The sequence below is a fragment of the Variovorax durovernensis genome, from assembly GCF_977011995.1.
In genome coordinates this window covers 3,325,320-3,344,767 of record NZ_CDRNCW010000001.1, presented here as the reverse complement: position 1 = coordinate 3,344,767, position 19,448 = coordinate 3,325,320, and the positions used below count along the sequence as shown (strand labels likewise).

Below are 19,448 nucleotides of genomic sequence, written 5' to 3'. Positions count from 1 at the left end.
CTCCGAATGAAACTGATCCTCGACTTCTTCCCGATCCTGCTGTTCTTCGGCGCCTACAAGCTGGCCGACATCTATACGGCCACCGGCGTGCTGATGGCCGCCACCGTGGTGCAGATGGCCATCATCTACGCCATGGAGCGCAAGCTGCAGGCCATGCAGAAGGCAACGCTGGTGCTGATACTGCTGTTCGGCACGCTCACGCTGGCGCTGCACGACGACCGCTTCATCAAGTGGAAGCCGACCGTGCTGTACGGCGCAATGGCGTTCGCGCTCGCCGTGGCGCTCTGGGCACTGAAGAAAAACTTCCTGAAGATGCTGCTGGGCCAGCAGCTCGAACTGCCCGAGCGCATCTGGGGCCGGCTGAACGTGGCGTGGATCGGCTATTGCCTGTTCATGGCCATCATCAACGGCTACGTGGCGGCCTACTTCACGACCGAGGCCTGGGTCAACTTCAAGCTCTGGGGCTATGTGTTCCCCATCGTCTTCCTGGTGGCGCAGGGCCTGTACATCGCGCCGCACCTGAAGAACGACGACAAGCCGACCGCATGACGAGCACCACCACCGCACTGCTGCCCACGGCGGCCGACATCGAAGCCGCGCTGCGCGAGGCGCTGGCCCCCACGCAGCTCGAAGTGATCGACGAGAGCGCCGCCCACGCCGGCCATTCGGGCGCCAACGCGCAAGGCCGAGGCACCCATTTCCGGGTCCGCATCGCCTCCCCCCGGTTCGAGGGAAAGCCCCGCGTGGCGCGGCATCGGCTTGTGTATGATGCCCTCCAAGTTTTTATCGCACAGGGGCTGCACGCCATCGCCATCGAGGTGCTCTGAGTCGTCCAACGGGCCGCGCGCCGCGCCTACCGCGGTTGCAGCGGCTGCCGTACCACCCCGCCCTTTTCTTCCCTATCCCTGCTTTCTTTCCCGCGCCTTTTCCTACACGCGCATTTCCTTTCCAGCTCGATATTCATTCCATGAAAAAACAAATCTTGCAGGCCGTCGCGGCCGCAGTGCTGCTCGGTGCCATTCCCATGGCCGCGCTCGCGCAGAACGCAGCCATCGTGAACGGCAAGCCGGTGCCCAAGGCCCGCATGGACGTTCTGGCCCAACAACTGGCCGCTGCCGGCCGCCCGGTGACGCCTGAAATGCAAGGCCAACTGCGCGAGGAAATCGTGGCACGCGAAGTGTTCATGCAGGAAGCCCAGAAGCAAGGCCTGGACGCCAGCGAGGACTACAAGAACCAGCTCGAACTCGCCCGCCAGGCCATCCTGATTCGTGCGCTGTTCGACAACTACCGCAAGACCAACCCGGTCTCCGACGCCGACGTGAAGGCCGAGTACGACAAGTTCGTCGCGGCCAATGGCGGCAAGGAATACAAGGCGCGCCACATCCTGGTCGAAACCGAAGACCAGGCCAAGAAGATCATGGCCGACCTGAAGAAGGGTGCCAAGTTCGAAGACATCGCCAAGAAGCAGAGCAAGGACCCGGGATCGGGCGCCAACGGCGGCGACCTCGACTGGGCCAACCCCGCGAGCTTCGTGCCCGAGTTCTCGGAAGCCATGATCAAGCTGAAGAAGGGCGAAACCACCCCCGCCCCGATCAAGACCCAGTTCGGCTGGCACATCATCCGCGTCGACGACATCCGCCAGGCCCAACTGCCGAAGCTGGAAGAAGTGAAGCCGCAGATCACGCAGCAACTGCAACAGCAGCGCCTGCAGAAGTACCAGGAAGACCTGCGCGCAAAGGCGAAAGTGGAATAACCCCCAGGCTTCGCGCACTTCGTGTCACTACGCCCACCCCCTTGCAGGGGGCAACACCTGCGGCCCGGCGAAGCCGGTTCCGCGGTGTTCTGGAAATGAAAAAAGCGGCCCGCGGGCCGCTTTTTCGTGGGCGTCTTTATTTCAGATCGCCCAGGTGCCGAAGTTGTCGCCCGGGCGGTCAAGCACGACGAAAGCCTGCCAGGCGGCATCCGCGCTGTCGCCCTGCATCGCGCCGCGCAGCGCATCGAGCGTGCGCGCGATCTTCTTCGAGGCGCCGAAGTGCGCGGTGTTGAGCGCATCGAGTTGAGGCAGCAAGACCTGCAGCACCTGCGCGCGAGCCACCGTCTCGGCCGCCGGATCGTCCCGCCACGCGAGCAATTGCTTGCGAATCAGATCCTCGATCCGCGCCGCTTCCAGCACGTGCCGGCTTCGCGGGTGATCGAGGTCGAGCATCGGCTTCAGCCCACCCAGCGGCGCGCGTTGCGCCAGATCTGCATCCAGGGGCTCAGGTCGCTCTTGTCGCCCGGGGTCCAGCTCATCTGGATGTTGCGGAACACGCGCTCCGGGTGCGGCATCACCGCGGTGAAGCGGCCGTCCGGCGTCGTGACCGAAGTCAGTCCGCCCGCGCTGCCGTTCGGGTTGAACGGGTACTGCTCGGTCGGCTGGCCATGGTTGTCCACGAAGCGCATCGCACCGATGGCCTTGGCGGCGTCGCCGCGGTGCTTGAAGTTGGCGTAGCCCTCGCCGTGCGCCACCGCGATCGGCAGGCGGCTGCCAGCCATGCCCGCGAAGAAGATGCTGGGCGACTCAAGCACTTCGACCATCGACAGGCGCGCCTCGAAACGCTCGCTCTGGTTGGTAGTGAAACGCGGCCAGGCTTCTGCGCCCGGAATGATGTCGGCCAGTTCGGCGAACATCTGGCAGCCGTTGCACACGCCCAGGCCGAAGGTGTCGGCGCGGCCGAAGAAGGTCTTGAACTGCTCGGCCAGCTTCGGGTTGAAGGTGATGCTGCGCGCCCAGCCGATGCCGGCGCCCAGCGTGTCGCCGTAGCTGAAGCCGCCGCAGGCGACCACGCCCTTGAAGTTGGCGAGGTCCGCGCGGCCCGTCTGCAGGTCGGTCATGTGGACGTCGAAGGCTTCGAAGCCGGCTTCGGTGAAGGCGTAGGCCATCTCGACGTGCGAGTTGACGCCCTGCTCCCGCAGGATCGCGACCTTGGGGCGCGACTGCAGGATGGCGGGGGCGGCAGGCTGCGCATTCGGCAGGAACACGTGCATGCCCGGATCGTTCGGCACGCCGGCTGCGGCGTGCTCGGCATCCGCGCAGGCGGGGTTGTCGCGCTCGCGGGCGATCTTCCAGCTGACCGAGTCCCACACCTGCTGCAGGTCGTGGAGGCTGGCGCTGAACACCGACTTGGCGTCGCGCCAGACTTCGACCTTGCCCTTGCCCGCATCCATGGGCGAGCTGGCGGGACGCGTCTTGCCGACGAAGTGGCTGTGCGTGCTGAGGCCGTGGGCGCGCAGCACCTGCATGACGTCGTTGCGCTCGGCGGTGCGCACCTGCAGCAGCATGCCCAGCTCTTCGTTGAACAGCGCCTTGAGCGTGAGCTCTTCGCGCCGCGCGCTGACCTGCTGTGCCCAGTTCTTGGCGTCGCCGGTTTCCATGCGGCTGTCGGAAATGCCGTCGCCTTCGGTGACCAGCATGTCGACGTTCAGCGCCACGCCGACGTGGCCGGCAAAAGCCATTTCGCAGGCGGTGGCGAACAGGCCGCCGTCGCTGCGGTCGTGCATCGCGAGGATCTTGCCGTCGGCCCGCAGCGCGTTCACGGCGTTGACCAGCGCCACCAGCTGCGCCGGGTCGTCGAGGTCGGGCACCGTGTCGCCGCTTTGGCCCAGCGTCTGCGCGAGGATGCTGCCGGCCATGCGATGCTTGCCCTGGCCCAGGTCGATAAGCACCAGTGTGGTGTCGGCTTCTTCGGCGTCCAGCTGCGGCGTGAGCGTGCCGCGCACGTCGGCCAGCGAGGCGAAGGCGGTGACGATCAGGCTCACGGGTGACGTTACCTTCTTGGCCTCGGCGCCGTCTTTCCACTGCGTGCGCATCGACAGCGAATCCTTGCCGACCGGAATCGACACGCCCAGCGCCGGGCACAGCTCCAGGCCCACGGCCTTGACGGTCTCGTACAGCGCGGCGTCTTCGCCGGGCTCGCCGCAGGCGGCCATCCAGTTGGCGGACAGCTTGACGCGCGAAAGTTCGATGGGCGCGGCCAGCAGGTTGGTGATGGCCTCGGCCACGGCCATGCGGCCCGACGCCGGCGCGTCCAGCGCGGCCAGCGGCGTGCGCTCGCCCATGCTCATGGCTTCGCCGGCGAAGCCCTTGTAGTCGGCCAGCGTCACGGCGCAATCGGCCACGGGCACCTGCCAAGGTCCGACCATCTGGTCGCGATGGCTCAGGCCACCCACGGTGCGGTCGCCGATGGTGATGAGGAAGCGCTTCGAGGCCACGGTCGGATTCGCGAGCACGTCGATGGCGGCCTTCTGCAGGTCGACGCCCGTCAGGTCGAGCGGCTTGAACGTGCGGGCGACGGTCTTGACGTCGCGGTGCATCTTCGGCGGCTTGCCGAGCAGCACGTCCATCGGCATGTCGACCGGCTGCACTGCCGCGCCCTCGTCGGCCACCAGCAGCTGGCGCTCTTCGGTCGCCACGCCGACCACGGAGAACGGGCAGCGCTCACGCTCGCAGAAGGCCTTGAACTGCTCGAGCGACTCCGGCGCGATGGCCAGCACGTAGCGCTCCTGGCTTTCGTTGCACCAGATTTCCTTCGGCGCCATGCCCGATTCTTCGAGCGGCACGGCGCGCAGGTCGAAGCGCGCACCGCGGCCGGCGTCGTTGGTGAGTTCGGGGAAGGCATTGCTCAGGCCGCCGGCGCCCACGTCGTGGATCGCCAGGATCGGGTTGGCCGCGCCCTGCTGCCAGCAATGGTTGATGACCTCCTGCGCACGGCGCTCGATTTCGGGGTTGCCGCGCTGCACCGAGTCGAAGTCGAGCTCGGCCGCGTTGGCGCCGGTGGCCATCGAGCTGGCGGCGCTGCCGCCCATGCCGATGCGCATGCCGGGGCCGCCGAGCTGGATCAGCAGCGAGCCGGCCGGAAAGCGGATCTTCTTGGTCTGGCTGGCGTCGATGCTGCCGAGGCCGCCCGCGATCATGATGGGCTTGTGGTAGCCGCGCTGCACGGTGTCGAGATCGCTCGCCACCGTCTGCTCGTATTCGCGGAAGTAGCCCAGCAGGTTGGGACGGCCGAATTCGTTGTTGAACGCGGCGCCGCCCAGCGGGCCCTCGGTCATGATCTGCAGCGGGCTGGCGATGTGTTCGGGCTTGCCGTAGTGGCCGTCTTCAGGCCAGAGCTTGGACACGGTGAATCCGGTCAGGGCCGCCTTGGGCTTGGAGCCGCGGCCGGTGGCGCCTTCGTCGCGGATCTCGCCGCCCGCGCCGGTCGATGCGCCGGGGAAAGGCGAAATGGCGGTCGGGTGGTTGTGCGTCTCGACCTTCATCAGCACGTGGCTCAGGGCGCTATCTTTTTGATAGCTCTGCGAGCCGTTGGCGGGGATGAAGCGCTCGATGGTCGCGCCTTCCATCACCGAAGCGTTGTCGGCATAGGCGATGACCGTGTGCTGCGGGTTCTGCTTCTCGGTGTGGCGGATCATCGAGAACAGGCTCTGCGGCTGGGCCTTGCCGTCGATGGTGAAGTCGGCGTTGAAGATCTTGTGGCGGCAGTGCTCGCTGTTGGCCTGCGCGAACATCATCAGTTCGACGTCGCTGGGGTTGCGGCCCAGGCGGGTGAAGGCGTCCACCAGGTAGTCGATTTCGTCCTCGGCCAGCGCCAGGCCGAAGCCGGTGTTGGCCGCGACCAGCGCCGTGCGGCCGCCGGCCAGCACGTCGACCTGCGCCATCGGCTGGGCCGGCAGTTCGCTGAACAGGCTGGCCGCCTGCTCGACCGTGGCCAGCACCGATTCGGTCATGCGGTCGTGCAGCGGACCGGCCGCGGCGGCCAGTTGGTCGCCTTCGAGCACGGGGGCCTTGCCGATCAGCGGGGCCTTGAGCTTCAGGTGGTACTGGGTGACGCGCTCGACCCGGCGCAGCGCCAGGCCGCAGTTGTGGGCGATGTCGGTGGCCTTGGAGGCCCAGGGCGACACGGTGCCCAGGCGCGGAGTGACCACCACCGAAGTGCCCGCCTTGGCCGGCGCCTCGAACGGTTCGCCGTAGGTCAGCAGCGCGGCAAAGCGCTCGCGGTCGGCCGTGCCGAGCGCCGCATCGGTCACGACCAGGTGCACGAAACGGGCCGAAATGCCCTCGATGCGCGGCTCGATGGCCTGCAGCTTTGGCAGCAGCTGGCGTGCGCGGAAGTCGCTGAGTGCGCTACCGCCCTCGAACATGGTTACGACAGGAAGGGCTTGAGGTGCGGGCTGCGTCACGGTCGATGGGGCCTCGGGGGCCGCGTTGGGAATCAAGGAATAAAGGCGAATGACCGCTGACTGGGGTCATCCGCGTTAACCCGGGATTTTAGCCGGGCCGATGGGATAATTCGGGGATGAGCATTAACTACAAAGACGCTGCGGGCATCGAAGCCATGCGGGTCGCCTGCCGCCTGGCCTCCGAGGTGCTGGACTACCTCACGCCCTTCATCAAGCCCGGCATCACGACCAACGATGTCGATCGCCTGGCCGCCGAATACATGGTCAAGCAGGGCACCACCTCGGCCACGGTGGGCTACATGGGCGCCAGCAGCGTCCCGTTTCCGAAGTCGCTCTGCACCTCGGTGAACCACGTGGTGTGCCACGGCATTCCCAATGACAAGCCCCTGAAGAAGGGCGACATCATGAATGTCGACGTGACCGTCATCAAGGACGGCTGGTTCGGCGACAACAGCCGCATGTACGTGATCGGCGACGCCTCCATCGCCGCCAAGCGCCTGTGCAGCATCACCTTCGAGGCCATGTGGCACGGCATCCTGCAGGTACGCCCCGGCGCGCACCTGGGCGACGTGGGCCACGCGATCCAGAAATTCGCCGAAGGCCAGGGCTTCTCGGTGGTGCGCGAGTTCTGCGGCCACGGCGTGGGCCAGCGCTTCCATGAAGAACCCCAGGTGCTGCATTACGGCCGCCCGGGCACCATGGAAGAGCTCAAGCCCGGCATGATCTTCACCATCGAGCCGATGATCAACGCCGGCAAGCGCGACGTGAAGGAAGACTTCAAGGGCGGCCAGTACGACGGCTGGACCATCGTCACGCGCGACCATTCGCTGTCTGCCCAGTGGGAGCACACGGTGCTGGTCACCGAGACCGGCTACGAGGTGCTGACGCTCTCCGCCGGCAGCCCCCCGCTGCCCTCCTTCGTCACCTCGACCAAAACCTGACGCGCACACGCGCTCCCCGGCCGTGATCGAAGCAGCCAAGATCGACGTGGCGACGCTGCGCGAAGCCTATCGCGCGAAGAAGCTCGCGCTTTTCGACACCCTGCGCTTTGCCCGCGCGCCCACGCGCAGCGTCCACACGGTGCTGCGCCAGCTCTCGGCGCTGGCGGACGAAACGTTGTGTGCCCTGTGGCGCGAGGCCGATTTCGGCGACGCGCTCTCGCTGGCCGCCGTGGGCGGTTTCGGGCGCGGCGAGCTGTTCCCGTATTCCGACGTCGACGTGCTCCTGCTGCTGCCGCCCGAGGGCGAAGCCGGTAGCGTCGACCCGGCCCGCATCGAGGCCTTCATCGGCCACTGCTGGGACGCCGGCCTCGAGATCGGCTCCAGCGTGCGCACGGTCGACGAGTGCCTGGCCGAGGCCGAGAAAGACGTCACCGTCCAGACCTCGCTGCTCGAGGCACGGCTGATCGCCGGCGACAAGAAGCTCTTCACCGCCTTTCGCCGCCGTTTTGCCCGCGCCATCGATCCGCAGGCTTTCTTCGTGGCCAAGTCGCAGGAAATGCGGCACCGCCACCAGAAGTTCGACAACACGCCCTATGCGCTGGAGCCGAACTGCAAGGAATCGCCAGGCGGCCTGCGCGACCTGCAGACCATCCTGTGGATGACCAAGGCCGCCGGCTACGGCAGCCGCTGGGACGACCTGGCCAAGAACGGACTGGCCACCTCCTTCGAGGCCCAGCAGATCAAGCGCAACGAGGCCCTGCTCTCGCTCATCCGCGCCCGGCTCCACGTGATCGCCAACCGCCGTGAAGACCGGCTGGTGTTCGACCTGCAGACCGCCGTGGCGGCCAGCTTCGGCTATGAAAGCGAGTCGCAGCGCAAGTCGAGCGAGGCGCTGATGCGCCGCTACTACTGGGCCGCCAAGGCGGTGTCGCAGCTCAACCAGATCCTGCTGCTCAATATCTCGGAGCGCCTGCAGCCCAGCGACGAGCATCACACGCCGATCAACGAGCGCTTCTACGAGCGCGCCGGCCTGATCGAGATTGCCAGCGACGACCTGTACGAGCGCGAGCCGCACGCGGTGCTCGAGACCTTCCTGCTCTACCAGAAGACCATCGGCGTGAAGGGCCTGTCGGCGCGCACGCTGCGCGCGCTCTACAACGCGCGCCATGTGATGGACAGCAAGTTCCGCAACGACCCGGTCAACCACGAGACCTTCATGCGGATCCTGCTGCAGCCCTACGGCATCACGCATGCCTTCAGGCTGATGAACCAGACCTCGGTGCTGGGACGCTACCTGCGGGTGTTTCGCAGCATCGTGGGCCAGATGCAGCACGACCTGTTCCATGTGTACACGGTCGACCAGCACATCCTGATGGTGCTGCGCAACGTGCGGCGCTTCTTCATTGCCGAGCATGCGCACGAGTACCCGTTCTGCTCGCAGCTCGCGGCCGGCTGGGACAAGCCCTGGATCCTGTACGTGGCGGCCCTCTTCCACGACATTGCCAAGGGCCGCGGTGGCGACCACTCCACGCTGGGCGCGCGCGACGTGCAGCGCTTCTGCAAGCAGCACGGCGTTGCCCGCGAAGACGCCAAGCTCATCGAATTCCTCGTGGCCGAGCACCTGGTGATGAGCCAGGTTGCCCAGAAGCAGGACCTGAGCGACCCCGAAGTCATCAGCGCCTTCGCCAAGCGCGTGGGCAACGAGCGCTACCTCACGGCCCTCTACCTGCTGACCATCGCCGACATCCGCGGCACCTCGCCGCGCGTGTGGAATGCCTGGAAAGGCAAGCTCCTCGAGGACCTGTACCGCTACACGCTGCGCGCACTGGGCGGCCGCATGCCCGACCCGGACGCCGAGGTCGAGTCGCGCAAGCGCGAGGCGCTGGTGCAACTGGCCCTGCATGCCCAGCGCTTCGAGGCGCACAAGGCGCTGTGGGACACGCTCGACGTCGGCTACTTCATGCGCCACGACGCCACCGAGATTGCCTGGCACGCCAAGCAGCTCTCCCGCTTCGTGCCGCCCAAGGGCGTGCCGATCGACCCGAAGGCGCCGCCCATCGTGCGCGCGCACCTGTCGCCAGTGGGCGAAGGCCTGCAGGTGGTCGTCTACACGCCCGACCAGCCCGATCTTTTTGCGCGCATCTGCGGCTATTTCGATCAATCGTCGTTCAGCATCCTGGATGCCAAGGTGCACACCACGAGCAACGGCTACGCGCTCGACACCTTCCAGGTGGTGACCACCTTCCTGCCCGACCACTACCGCGACCTGATCAGCATGGTCGAGTCGGGCCTGGCGCAGACACTCACCGAGGCCGGCGCCCTGCCGCCGCCCAGCATGGGCCGGGTGTCGCGCCGGGTGCGCAGCTTCCCGATCAAGCCGCGCATCAGCCTGCTGCCCGACGACAAGGCCCAGCGCTGGCTGCTCAACATCTCGGCCAGCGACCGGGCCGGCCTGCTTTACTCGGTGGCCCGGGTGCTGGCGCGCCACCACCTGAACCTGCAGCTCGCCAAGGTGACGACGCTCGGCGAACGGGTGGAAGACACCTTCCTCATCAGCGGCCCCGAGCTGCAGGGACAGAAAACCCAGCTGGCCATCGAGACCGAGCTGATGGAGGCGCTGGCGTCCTGAGCCGCCGGTTTTCGGGCGCCGGCGCGGGTCTTGCGCTACTTTTCATACAACGAAAGCCTGAAGCCGCGGCGCATCGCCGTCAAAATGTGGGCTATGGACTCACTGATTGAACAGCTTTCAGACTCGGTCTCCTCGGCAAGGACACTCGAGGATCTGGCTCGCCCAATGCTTGAAATGCTCGAAGTGGTCACGGGGCTGGAATCGACCTACCTCACGACCATCGACCTCGAAAAGGGCCTGCAGAGCATACTTTTCGCCCGGAATGCCAAGGAGCTGACCATTGCCGAGGGTGCTTCCGTCCCCTGGTCCGACACGCTCTGCCGCCGCGCACTCGAAGAAGGCCGCACCTTCGCCGACGATGTCGCCAGCCGCTGGGGCGACTCCGACGCCGCCCGCCAGCTCGGCATCCAGACCTATGTGAGCACGCCGATCAAGACCGACGGCGGCGGCCTCTTCGGCACCCTGTGCGGTGCCAGCGCGGACAAGCTGCCGCTGTCGCCACATGCGGCACCGGTGCTTCGGCTCTTCGCGAAACTGCTTGCCCAGCAGGTCGAGCGCGAGATGCTCCTGGTCAAGCTCAAGCGGGCCAACGCCGAGCTGGCCGCCTACGCCTCGACCGACAGCCTCACCGGCCTGCCCAACCGCCGCACGCTGATCGACGCACTGCGCCGGCTGCTCGCCCAGTGCGAGCGCGAAGGCCGCAGCACGCTGGTCGGGTTCATCGACATGGACGGCTTCAAGAAAATCAACGACACGCACGGCCACGACGTCGGGGACGATTTCCTGTCGACCATGGCCGGCAGGCTGTCGGCTTCGCTGCGGGCCAGCGACATGCTGGCGCGCTTCGGCGGCGACGAGTTCGTGGTGATCGGCGCGGGCCCCACTTTCGACGAATCTCCGCGCACCGCGGCGCGCGCGCTGGCCGACCGCCTGGGCGAAAGTACCATCGGCGACCTGCGGCTGAACGGCAAGACCACCATCGAGTACGGCGGCGCGAGCGTCGGCGTGGTGGCCGTCGACCCGCGCGCCACCACCGCGGAAGAGGCACTGAAGCAGGCGGACAGCGCCATGTACAACGTCAAACGGGAGCGCCGGGCCACCGCGCCCACCAGGGAAACGCAGCTCGACTGAATGAATACCGACCGGCTGGTACGCCTCGAAAAGGCCCTGGGTTCGCTCAAGGCCCGGATCACGATGGGGGGGATTTTGGCGCTGGTGCTCGGCATCGGCCTGATCACGACCGTCATCGTGGGGCGGACCGAGCACGACCTGCTGGAATCGCAGCGCCAGCGCGAGCTGAACGAGTCGGTGCGCACCGCCGCCCTGCTGGGCCATAACGTGATCCAGCTGCAGCGGATGCTCGAGTCGGTGGCCGATGTGCTCGACGAGGCAACGCTGCAGGACCCGGCGGCGCTGAAGGCGTTCATGCAGAGCAAGCCGGTGATGCGCAACTTCTTCGCCAACATCTATATCGCCACGCCCGACGGCAACGTGCGCGTGATGCGCGACGAAAACGGCGTTTCGCAGCCGGCGGTGAACATCCGCGACCGCCCCTATTTCAGTCAGTTGCTGGCCGAAGGGCGGCCCATCGTGTCCGAGGCCTTGATCGGCTCGCTGACCGGCGAACCCATCGTTGCCGTCAACCAGCCGGTGCGCGGCGCCAAGGGCATCTACGCCGTGCTGGGCGGTACGCTGCGCCTGTCGAGCCGCGACCTGCTCGACGGACTGGTCGACCCCCAGGAAAGCGATGCTGGCGCGCTGGTCGTCCTGACCGACATGCAGGGCCGGATGCTGGCGAACCCCGACGGCAAGCGGCTGCTGCACTCGATTGCCGAAGAACCCCGGCTGGCCCAGGCTTTCAAGGCCTGGCAGGCCGCGGGCAGCCCGGTCGAGCCGCTGGGCCTGCTGTTGCCCCAGGCCCACGAGATCGCCAGCGTCGCCGGCGTACCCGGCCCCGACTGGGTCGTGTGGCGCGTGCGGCCCGAAGCCGAGGTGCTGGCACCGGTGAAGGCCGCGCGCCGGCTGGCGCTGGTCTGGGCCTTCACGCTGGTGGCGGTGCTGTCGGCAGGCATTTTCATGAGCCTCTGGCTGCTGCTGCGCCCGCTGAGCATGCTGGAGCGGCGCGCACAGCACATGTTCGACGACGCCATGCGCCCCGAAGACGGCTGGCCCACGGGCGACGGCGAAATCGGCCAGCTCGGCCAGGTGCTGCGCCGCGTCGGCGTGCAGCGCGCCGAGCTGGAACGACTGAACGGCGAGATGTTCAGCAAGCTGCGCTCGGTGATGCGCGCGGCACCGATCGGCATCGCCTTCATCCGCGACCGGCGCTTCGAGCTGGTGAGCGACGAACTGTGCCGCCTGCTGTCCTACCGCGAGGACGAGCTGCTGGGCAAGCCGGTGGACCTGATCGTCGTGCCCGAGGAAGACCAGCCCGCCCTCGCCGCGCTGGAGAAGGAAGCTTTTGCCAGCAGCAATTCGTACGTCGGCGAATCCCGCATGCAGCGCGGCGACGGCTCGCGCTTCTGGGCCCGGTTGCGCAGCCGGCCGGTCGACCCGGAGCACACCGATTTCGGCTCGATCTGGACGGTGCTCAACATCGAGGAACAGCGCAATGCGCGCAAGGCGCTCGAATGGTCTGCCGCCCACGACGGCCTGACCGGCCTGGCCAACCGCCAGCGCTTCGACCAGCATGCGCAGCGGCTGATCGAGGGCCGGCCAGGCTCGCTGCCGGCGGCGCTGGTGTTCATCGACCTGGACCACTTCAAGCAGGTGAACGACACCGGCGGCCACCTGTCGGGCGACGCCATGCTGCGCGCGGCGGCCGCGGCCATCATGTCGCGGGTGCGCTCCGGCGACCTGGCGGCACGCATCGGCGGCGACGAGTTCGCGCTGCTGCTCGAGCAGTGCACGCACGAGGCTGCCGTGCGCGTGGCGGAAGACATCGTGGCGTCGATCTCCGCGATCGCGCTGCCCTGGCTGTCGGGCAGCCTGCACGTCGGTGCCAGCATCGGCGTGGCCAGCCTGTCGCAGGAAATCGGCTCGGTCGACGCCTGGGTCGATGCGGCCGACGCCGCCTGCTATGCCGCCAAGGCCGCCGGACGCGGCGTGGTGCGCGCCGGGCGTCCGCCGCGCTTGCCGCAAGCGCCTCGGGACATCAGGGCTCGGGCCATGCCCGCAGCTGCGCCAACGCCGGACAGCATCGAAGACTGACCAGTTGAATCCGGTACGCGCCCTGCGTCGTATCGATGGGGCGCCGATGCACGGGGTTCGTGCGTTCGTTTCGGTTCGCTTGCTCGGCCCGTCCCCGAATTCAGACAGTTCGCGGCTGATCGTGTGCCGAAAAGTTCACATTTGTTGTCAAGCGTTAATCGATCCCAGAGAATGCTCGGACATGGAAACAGCCGCGCCGTTCATTCAGTACTACGAGAGAAATTCATGCAGTTCGCAGTGGCTGGAATTCAACCGCGGCATGGCCGCGGAGTTGAGTGCCGGCCTGCCTCCGGAAGATCTGCGGCAGCTGTTTTTTCGCATCGGCCAACGTCTTGCGCATGCCATGCCCATTTCCCCGTGTAACACGCTCGGCGACCTCGAAGCCCAGTTCAACGCGCGCTGGGAAAGCATCGACTGGGGCTTCAGCACCCTGAGCGAAGACACCGACTGCGTCTACATCACCCACGCCTGCAGCCCCATCGCCACGGCCTTCGGCCCCGAGGCCACGGACTGGAGCGTCGGCTTCTTCGAGGGCATCTACCAGGCCTGGTTCGATTCGCAGCGCATGCCGTCGTCCCTGCGAGTGCAGGCGTTCCCGCCCGATGCCGCGCAGGCCGGCCACCGCATCGACCTGCGTCTGTCGAAGGCGCAAGCATGAGCCAGGACGATCCGACCCCGGAAGACATCGCGGGCCTGTTCCGCAAGTTCGGCGGGGATGCCCACGACTACAAGGAATTCGCTCCGCCGGAAACGGAAGAGGAAGCGCCGCGCGTCTGGCCGCTGCTGACGGGCGAGAAGATCGAGCGCCCGCTCGCACCCGCCGCACGCACGCCTGCCGCGCCCTTGGTCGAGCCCGCGCAGCCGCTGCCGTTCGCCGCCGCGCCGCAGCCCAGGGTAGAGCCGGTACTGCGCCCGCTGCCAGTGCCCGCGCCCGTCCCTGCACCCGCCCCCGCTCCGGCTCCGGCTCCGGCTCCGGCGCCGGCGCCGGCGCCCCTTTTCGCGCGTCCGCCTGCCGCGGCGCAACAACCTCAGACTCTGGCGGCACCACAGCCCGCCACCGCCAGCGAACCCGCGCCGACGCCGCTTTCTCAGTTGTTCGAACGACTGGCAGCGCCGCAGCCGCCCGCTCCCCCGCCGGGCCCCATGTCGCGCTGGCGAAGGCCGACGTGACGATGGTCGTCATCCCAGTCATCTCATCCAAGGGTGGAGTCGGCAAGACCACCATCGCAGCCAACCTGTGCACCGCGCTCGCCGCCCGCGGGCAGCAGGTGTTCGCGATCGATCTCGACCCGCAGAACGCCCTGCGCTTTCACATCGCCAACGACCCGCATGCCTGCGACACCGGGCTGGTAGATGCCTCCACCGGCCAGATACCGTGGGCGAATGCGATCCGCCCCGCGCACGGGGGCGTCATGCTGCTGCCTTTCGGCGACGTCGATGACGAGCGACAGATCGTCTTCGAACAACAGCTGGCCCGCCATCCGACGTGGCTGGCCGAGACGCTGGCGCGCTTCGCGCTGCCCGACGGCATGCTGGTGCTGCTCGACACCCCGCCCGGCCCCACGGTCTACCTGCAGCAGGTGCTGCGCGCTGCCAACCTGTGCGTGATCCCGGTGCTGGCCGATGCCGGCTCGTTCGCGACGCTGCCGATCATCGAGCGCATGGTCGACAAGTACTGCCGCCCGCGCCCCGACTACGCCGGCAGCGCCTACGTGGTCAACCAGGTCGACCCCGGCAAGCGGCTGAACCACGACGTCTTCGAAATGATGCGCCAGCGGCTGCGGCCCGAACTGCTCGGCGTGCTGCACCTCGACCAGTCGGTGCCCGAGGCGCTGGCCTCGGCAGTGCCGGTGCACCGCTATGCGCCCATGAGCCAGGCGACACAAGACATTGCTTCCTGCGCCGAGCGTCTGCTCGAGCGCATCGCCGCTGCACGGCAGGCGCCCAGCTCCATGGAATCCACACGATGAACAGCGCCCCCACGTCCACGCCGCCGCCCCGGCAGGCCCCCGCCCTCCTGCGCCTGCTGCCGGTGCGCATTGCCGGCTGGCTGGTCGCGCTGGCGATCCTGCCCGCGCTGATCATCACGCCGATGACCTTCGAGCAGCAGATCGTGCTGTCGGTGGGCATCTTCGTGGCCGCGCTGATCACCAACCGCATCAAGGGCCGCTTTGCGAGCCTGGTGCTGATCTTCATGTCGGTCGTCGTGTCCTCGCGCTACACCTACTGGCGCGTGACCGAGACCATGTTCATGGACAACCTGGTCGACCTGGTGCTGGGCACCGGGCTGCTGATGGCGGAGCTGTACGCCTTCGTGGTGCTGCTGCTGGGCTATGTGCAGACCGCCTGGCCGCTGGAGCGCAAGCCGGTGCCGCTGCCGGAAGACCCGGCCGAGTGGCCCACCATCGACCTGTTCATTCCCACGTACAACGAGGCGCTGTCGGTGGTGCGCTCCACCGTGCTTGCCGCGCAGTCGATCGACTGGCCGCGCGACAAGATCAAGATCTTCGTGCTCGACGATGGCCGGCGCGAGGAATTCCGCGTTTTCTGCGAAGACGTGGGCGTGACCCACGTCACGCGCGACAACAACCGCCATGCCAAGGCCGGCAACATCAATGCCGCGCTGAAGAACACCACCGCCGAGTTCGTCGCCATCTTCGACTGCGACCACATCCCCACGCGCTCGTTCATGCAGATCGCCATGGGCTGGTTCGGGCGCGACCCGAAGCTGGGCATGGTGCAGCTGCCCCACTATTTCTTCTCGGCCGACCCCTTCGAGCGCAACCTCGACACCTTCGGCACGGTGCCGAACGAAGGCGAACTGTTCTACGGCCTGATCCAGGACGGCAACGACCTCTGGAACGCCACCTTCTTCTGCGGCTCGTGCGCGGTCCTGCGCCGCACCATCGTCGAGGAAGTGGGCGGCATCGCGGTCGAAACCGTGACCGAGGACGCCCACACCGCACTGAAGATGCACCGCCGCGGCTACAGCACCGCCTACCTGGCGCTGCCTCAGGCCGCCGGCCTGGCGACCGAAAGCCTGTCGGGCCACGTGGGCCAGCGGATCCGCTGGGCGCGCGGCATGGCGCAGATCTTCCGCATCGACAACCCGCTGTTCGGCCGCGGCCTGCACTGGGCCCAGCGCCTGTGCTACGTGAACGCGATGCTGCACTTCCTGTACGGCCTGCCGCGCCTCATCTACCTGACGGCGCCGCTGGCGTACCTGTACTTCGGCGCGAGCGTGATCCATGCGTCGGCGTCGATGATCTTCGCCTTCGCGCTGCCGCACATCCTGCACGCCAACCTGACCAACAGCCGCATCCAGGGACGCTTTCGCTACCTGCTGTGGAACGAGGTGTACGAGGCGGTGCTGGCCTGGTACATCTTCCGCCCGACCCTGGTGGCGCTCATCAACCCCAAGCTCGGCAGCTTCAACGTGACGGCCAAGGGCGGCCTGATCCAGAAGGAGTACTTCGACAGCACCATCGCCAAGGCGAGCCTGGTGCTGCTGGCGTTCAACTTCGTGGGCGTGTGCCTGGGCCTGTGGCGCCTGACCTGGGTCGACCCGCAGAACATCGCCACCGTGTGGCTGAACCTGGCCTGGACCGTCTACAACCTGATGATCCTGGGCGCCTGCGTGGCCGCGGCCAACGAGTCGCGCCAGCTGCGCGGCGCGCACCGCGTGGAACTCAACCTGCCGGCCACGCTGTACTTTGCCGACGGCCGCTCGCTGCGCTGCAACACCTTCGACTTCTCCAGCGGCGGCCTGGGCGTGGAGCTGCCCAGCGACCTGAAGCTTGACCTGGAGACCCCGGTCGAGGTGGCGCTGTACCGCAACGACCAGGAATCGCGCTTCGCCTCCACGGTGCGCTTCAGCAGCGGCAGGCGCCTGGGCCTGCGCTTCGCGCCGATGAGCTTCGCGCAGGAGCGCGCGCTGGTGCAGTGCACGACCGCGCGCGCCGACATCTGGGCTGCCCGCTGGGGCAACCACCCGCGCGTGCCCATCCACCGCGTGCTGGGCCACCTCATCAGCATCAGCGGCACCGGCTTCAGAGACATGTTCAGCCATTACTACCGTTCGGCCATTTCAAGGCTGCGCCCCGTCAAAACGAAGGAATCCACGTGACGCCCCCCCGTTTCGCGCATCGTCGCGTCGTGCCCTGCGCCATGCTGGCGATCGCGCTTGCCGCCGTGTCCCTGGCCGACGGGACGTCCGCGCAACCCCGGCCCGCCGTGGTCCCGCCCCCCGTGCTGCCGGCAGCGCCAGCGACCGCCGCGACGGCAGCCTCCGCCAACACCACGCCGATCGCCGGCGCGGTGCGCGAACTCAACCTCACGCAGCTCGGCATCGACTACGCCATCCAGCTGCGCGGCATCAGCGGCACCGTCGGCATCCCGTTCAACGTGCGCGCCGACGAGCTGGTGACGGCCGCGTCGTTCAGGCTGAACTACGCCTATTCGCCCTCGCTCATTCCCGAGCTCTCGCACCTGAAGGTGACGGTCAACGACGTGCTGGTGGCCACGCTGCCGGTGAGTCATGCCGAAGCGGGCAAGCCCCAGACGGCCGACATTCCGATCGACCGGCGCCTCATCACCGAGTTCAACCGCATCAACGTCGAGCTGATCGGCCACTACACGCGCGAGTGCGAAGACCCGGCGCACACCAGCCTGTGGGCGCGCGTGGACGCCTCCAGCACGCTGAAGCTCACGGTCTCGCCGCTCAAGCTCACGAACGACCTCGCGGCCCTGCCGCAGCCCTTCTTCGATCGCCGCGACGTGCGGCGCGCCCGCATTCCCTTCGTCTTCGGCGGCACCGACACGGCGCCGATGCTCGAGGCCGCCGGCGTGCTGTCTTCGTGGTTCGGCGCGCTGGCCGACTACCGCGGCGCCACCTTCCCGGTGTCGCACGGCGAGCTGCCGGCGGGCCATGCGGTGGTGTTCGTCACGCCGGAGTCGACCATTCCCGGCCTCACGCTGCCTTCCATCCAGGGCCCCGGCCTGGCCGTGGTCGACAACCCGCAGGACGCCTCCGGCAAGCTGCTGCTGGTGATGGGCCGCACCCCGGCCGACGTGCGCACCGCCGCCGCGGCGCTGGCGCTGAACAGCAAGGCCTTCGCAGGCGCGCAGGCCGGCGTCACCGCCTTCCAGGAACCGCCGGTGCGCAAGCCTTATGACGCGCCGCGCTGGGTGCCGAGCGACCGTGCGCTGCAACTGGGCGAGCTGGCCACGGCCGCAGACCTGTCGGTGACGGGCTACAACCCCGACGTGGTCCGCGTGAACCTGCAGCTGCCGCCCGACCTGTTCACCTGGCGCAGCCGCGGCATTCCGCTCGACCTGCAATACCGCTACACGCCGCGCGTGCGGCCCGACCAGTCGACGCTGAACATCAACGTCAACGACAACTTCGTGGGCGGCCTGCCGCTGCGCTCGGCCAATCCGGCCGGCGACCGCTGGTGGAACCCGCTGGCCGTGAAGCTGATGCCCGACGGCACGCTGGCTGAGCGCAAGGAAGTCATCCTGCCGCCGCTGGCCATGGGCCCGCGCAGCCAGTTGCGCCTGCACTACTACTTCGAGCCCGTGGGCGGGCGCTGCGTGCCGCAGCTGGACAACGTGCGCGGCTCGATCGACCCGACCTCGAAGATCGACGTGTCGGGCTTCGCGCACTTCATCGCCATGCCCGAACTCGCGGCCTACGCCAACGGCGGCTTCCCGTTCTCGCGCATGGCCGACCTGTCGGACACCGCCGTCATCCTGCCGGACCAGCCCAACGACGCCGACACCGAGACCTATCTCGGTCTTTTGGGCCAGATCGGCCGCTCCACCGGCTATCCCGCGCTGCGCGTGAAGGTGGGCCGCTCGGCCGAGGCCGGGCAGTGGGCCGACAAGGACCTGCTGGTGATCGGCAACCTGCAGAGCCAGCCGCTGTTCACGCAGTGGGCCGACAAGATGCCGCTCAAGCGCAACGGCAACGCGCCCGAGCTCAAGCTCAACAGCTGGATCGACAACGCCATCGACCTGGTGATCGGCGCGCGCACCCGCGAAGACTTGCCGGGCAGCATGCAGATCGCGGTGAGCGACGACGGCCGCGATGCAGTGCTGGCGGGCTTCGAGTCGCCGCTGCGCAGCGGCCGCAGCGTGATCGCCGCCATCACCAACCCCGACTCGAAGGAAGCGCTGCTCAACGCGCTCATGACACCCGACCTGCTCAAGCGCGTGCAGGGCAGCATGACCATCGTGCGCGACACGCAGGTCAACAGCGTGCTGGGCGGCGACACGTATTACGTCGGACGCCTGCCGCCGCTGACGTGGCTGCAGTGGCATCTGTCGCGCAGTCCGCTGGGACTGGCAGCACTGGTCATCCTGCTGGCCCTGCTGGGCGCGGCGGTGTCGTATGCGGGCCTGCAGATCCGGGCGCGCCGCCGCCTGTCGGTCAACAAGGCCAAATAATC

The 19,448-nt window shown here is 67.7% G+C and carries 14 protein-coding genes; 12 read left to right on the top strand and 2 right to left on the bottom strand.

Annotated features, from left to right (window positions below):
• The first annotated feature begins 6 nt into the window (after positions 1–6).
• From ACWV14_RS15905 to ACWV14_RS15895, 3 genes are all read left to right on the top strand, one after another.
• Positions 7–549, top strand: coding sequence for a septation protein A (locus ACWV14_RS15905; RefSeq protein ID WP_454909431.1), 543 nt, complete (start codon positions 7–9; stop codon positions 547–549).
• On the top strand, positions 546–827 hold the full coding sequence (locus ACWV14_RS15900; RefSeq protein ID WP_454909430.1) for a BolA family protein: 282 nt from the start codon (positions 546–548) through the stop codon (positions 825–827). The genes ACWV14_RS15905 and ACWV14_RS15900 overlap by 4 nt, the downstream gene beginning before the upstream one ends.
• Before the next feature lie 140 nt (positions 828–967).
• Entirely contained in the window at positions 968–1,753 is a 786-nt protein-coding gene (locus tag ACWV14_RS15895; protein ID WP_454909429.1) for a peptidylprolyl isomerase, read from the top strand.
• Between the two features lie 141 nt (positions 1,754–1,894).
• On the opposite strand, the gene ACWV14_RS15890 is transcribed toward ACWV14_RS15895, so the two are convergent.
• Positions 1,895–2,206 (bottom strand): hypothetical protein, encoded by a 312-nt coding sequence (locus tag ACWV14_RS15890; protein ID WP_454909428.1) that lies wholly within the window; start codon positions 2,204–2,206, stop codon positions 1,895–1,897.
• Between the two features lie 5 nt (positions 2,207–2,211).
• The gene (gene purL, locus ACWV14_RS15885) at positions 2,212–6,180 is read right to left on the bottom strand and encodes a phosphoribosylformylglycinamidine synthase (RefSeq protein ID WP_454909427.1); all 3,969 of its coding nucleotides are present in this window, start codon (positions 6,178–6,180) and stop codon (positions 2,212–2,214) included.
• Between the two features lie 155 nt (positions 6,181–6,335).
• Between purL and map the strand changes: the two genes are divergently transcribed.
• The 9 genes from map to bcsB all read left to right on the top strand — a co-directional run bounded on the left by map (position 6,336) and on the right by bcsB (position 19,446).
• A complete protein-coding gene (map, locus tag ACWV14_RS15880) occupies positions 6,336–7,160 on the top strand; it encodes a type I methionyl aminopeptidase (RefSeq protein ID WP_081269432.1) in 825 nt (274 codons plus the stop codon).
• A 22-nt stretch (positions 7,161–7,182) separates the two neighbouring features.
• Positions 7,183–9,789, top strand: coding sequence for a [protein-PII] uridylyltransferase (locus tag ACWV14_RS15875; RefSeq protein WP_454909426.1), 2,607 nt, complete (start codon positions 7,183–7,185; stop codon positions 9,787–9,789).
• A 93-nt stretch (positions 9,790–9,882) separates the two neighbouring features.
• Positions 9,883–10,920: a GGDEF domain-containing protein gene (locus ACWV14_RS15870; protein ID WP_454909425.1), complete on the top strand. Its 1,038-nt coding sequence runs from the start codon at positions 9,883–9,885 to the stop codon at positions 10,918–10,920.
• Positions 10,921–12,999, top strand: a complete 2,079-nt coding sequence (locus ACWV14_RS15865; RefSeq protein WP_454909424.1) for a diguanylate cyclase — start codon at positions 10,921–10,923, stop codon at positions 12,997–12,999.
• Positions 13,000–13,045: 46 nt separating this feature from the next.
• Positions 13,046–13,657: a cellulose biosynthesis protein BcsD gene (bcsD, locus tag ACWV14_RS15860; protein ID WP_455342730.1), complete on the top strand. Its 612-nt coding sequence runs from the start codon at positions 13,046–13,048 to the stop codon at positions 13,655–13,657.
• On the top strand, positions 13,654–14,169 hold the full coding sequence (bcsR, locus tag ACWV14_RS15855; protein WP_454909423.1) for a BcsR/BcsP family cellulose biosynthesis protein: 516 nt from the start codon (positions 13,654–13,656) through the stop codon (positions 14,167–14,169). The genes bcsD and bcsR overlap by 4 nt, the downstream gene beginning before the upstream one ends.
• Positions 14,170–14,171: 2 nt before the next feature.
• A complete protein-coding gene (bcsQ, locus tag ACWV14_RS15850) occupies positions 14,172–14,969 on the top strand; it encodes a cellulose biosynthesis protein BcsQ (RefSeq protein WP_454909422.1) in 798 nt (265 codons plus the stop codon).
• The gene (gene bcsA / locus ACWV14_RS15845; protein ID WP_422086586.1) at positions 14,966–17,125 is read left to right on the top strand and encodes a UDP-forming cellulose synthase catalytic subunit; all 2,160 of its coding nucleotides are present in this window, start codon (positions 14,966–14,968) and stop codon (positions 17,123–17,125) included. The genes bcsQ and bcsA overlap by 4 nt, the downstream gene beginning before the upstream one ends.
• Complete coding sequence (bcsB, locus tag ACWV14_RS15840; RefSeq protein WP_454909421.1) at positions 17,122–19,446, top strand: cellulose biosynthesis cyclic di-GMP-binding regulatory protein BcsB; 2,325 nt, start codon at positions 17,122–17,124, stop codon at positions 19,444–19,446. The genes bcsA and bcsB overlap by 4 nt, the downstream gene beginning before the upstream one ends.
• Positions 19,447–19,448: the final 2 nt, after the last annotated feature.

What these genes read in the sequence shown, in the direction of transcription:
- ACWV14_RS15905 (WP_454909431.1), top strand. Translation starts at nt 7, where the DNA reads ATGAAACTGATCCTCGACTTCTTCCCGATCCTGCTGTTCTTCGGCGCC.
- ACWV14_RS15900 (WP_454909430.1), top strand. Translation starts at nt 546, where the DNA reads ATGACGAGCACCACCACCGCACTGCTGCCCACGGCGGCCGACATCGAA.
- ACWV14_RS15895 (WP_454909429.1), top strand. Translation starts at nt 968, where the DNA reads ATGAAAAAACAAATCTTGCAGGCCGTCGCGGCCGCAGTGCTGCTCGGT.
- ACWV14_RS15890 (WP_454909428.1), bottom strand. Translation starts at nt 2,206, where the DNA reads ATGCTCGACCTCGATCACCCGCGAAGCCGGCACGTGCTGGAAGCGGCG.
- purL (WP_454909427.1), bottom strand. Translation starts at nt 6,180, where the DNA reads ATGTTCGAGGGCGGTAGCGCACTCAGCGACTTCCGCGCACGCCAGCTG.
- map (WP_081269432.1), top strand. Translation starts at nt 6,336, where the DNA reads ATGAGCATTAACTACAAAGACGCTGCGGGCATCGAAGCCATGCGGGTC.
- ACWV14_RS15870 (WP_454909425.1), top strand. Translation starts at nt 9,883, where the DNA reads ATGGACTCACTGATTGAACAGCTTTCAGACTCGGTCTCCTCGGCAAGG.
- ACWV14_RS15865 (WP_454909424.1), top strand. Translation starts at nt 10,921, where the DNA reads ATGAATACCGACCGGCTGGTACGCCTCGAAAAGGCCCTGGGTTCGCTC.
- bcsD (WP_455342730.1), top strand. Translation starts at nt 13,046, where the DNA reads ATGCACGGGGTTCGTGCGTTCGTTTCGGTTCGCTTGCTCGGCCCGTCC.
- bcsR (WP_454909423.1), top strand. Translation starts at nt 13,654, where the DNA reads ATGAGCCAGGACGATCCGACCCCGGAAGACATCGCGGGCCTGTTCCGC.
- bcsQ (WP_454909422.1), top strand. Translation starts at nt 14,172, where the DNA reads ATGGTCGTCATCCCAGTCATCTCATCCAAGGGTGGAGTCGGCAAGACC.
- bcsA (WP_422086586.1), top strand. Translation starts at nt 14,966, where the DNA reads ATGAACAGCGCCCCCACGTCCACGCCGCCGCCCCGGCAGGCCCCCGCC.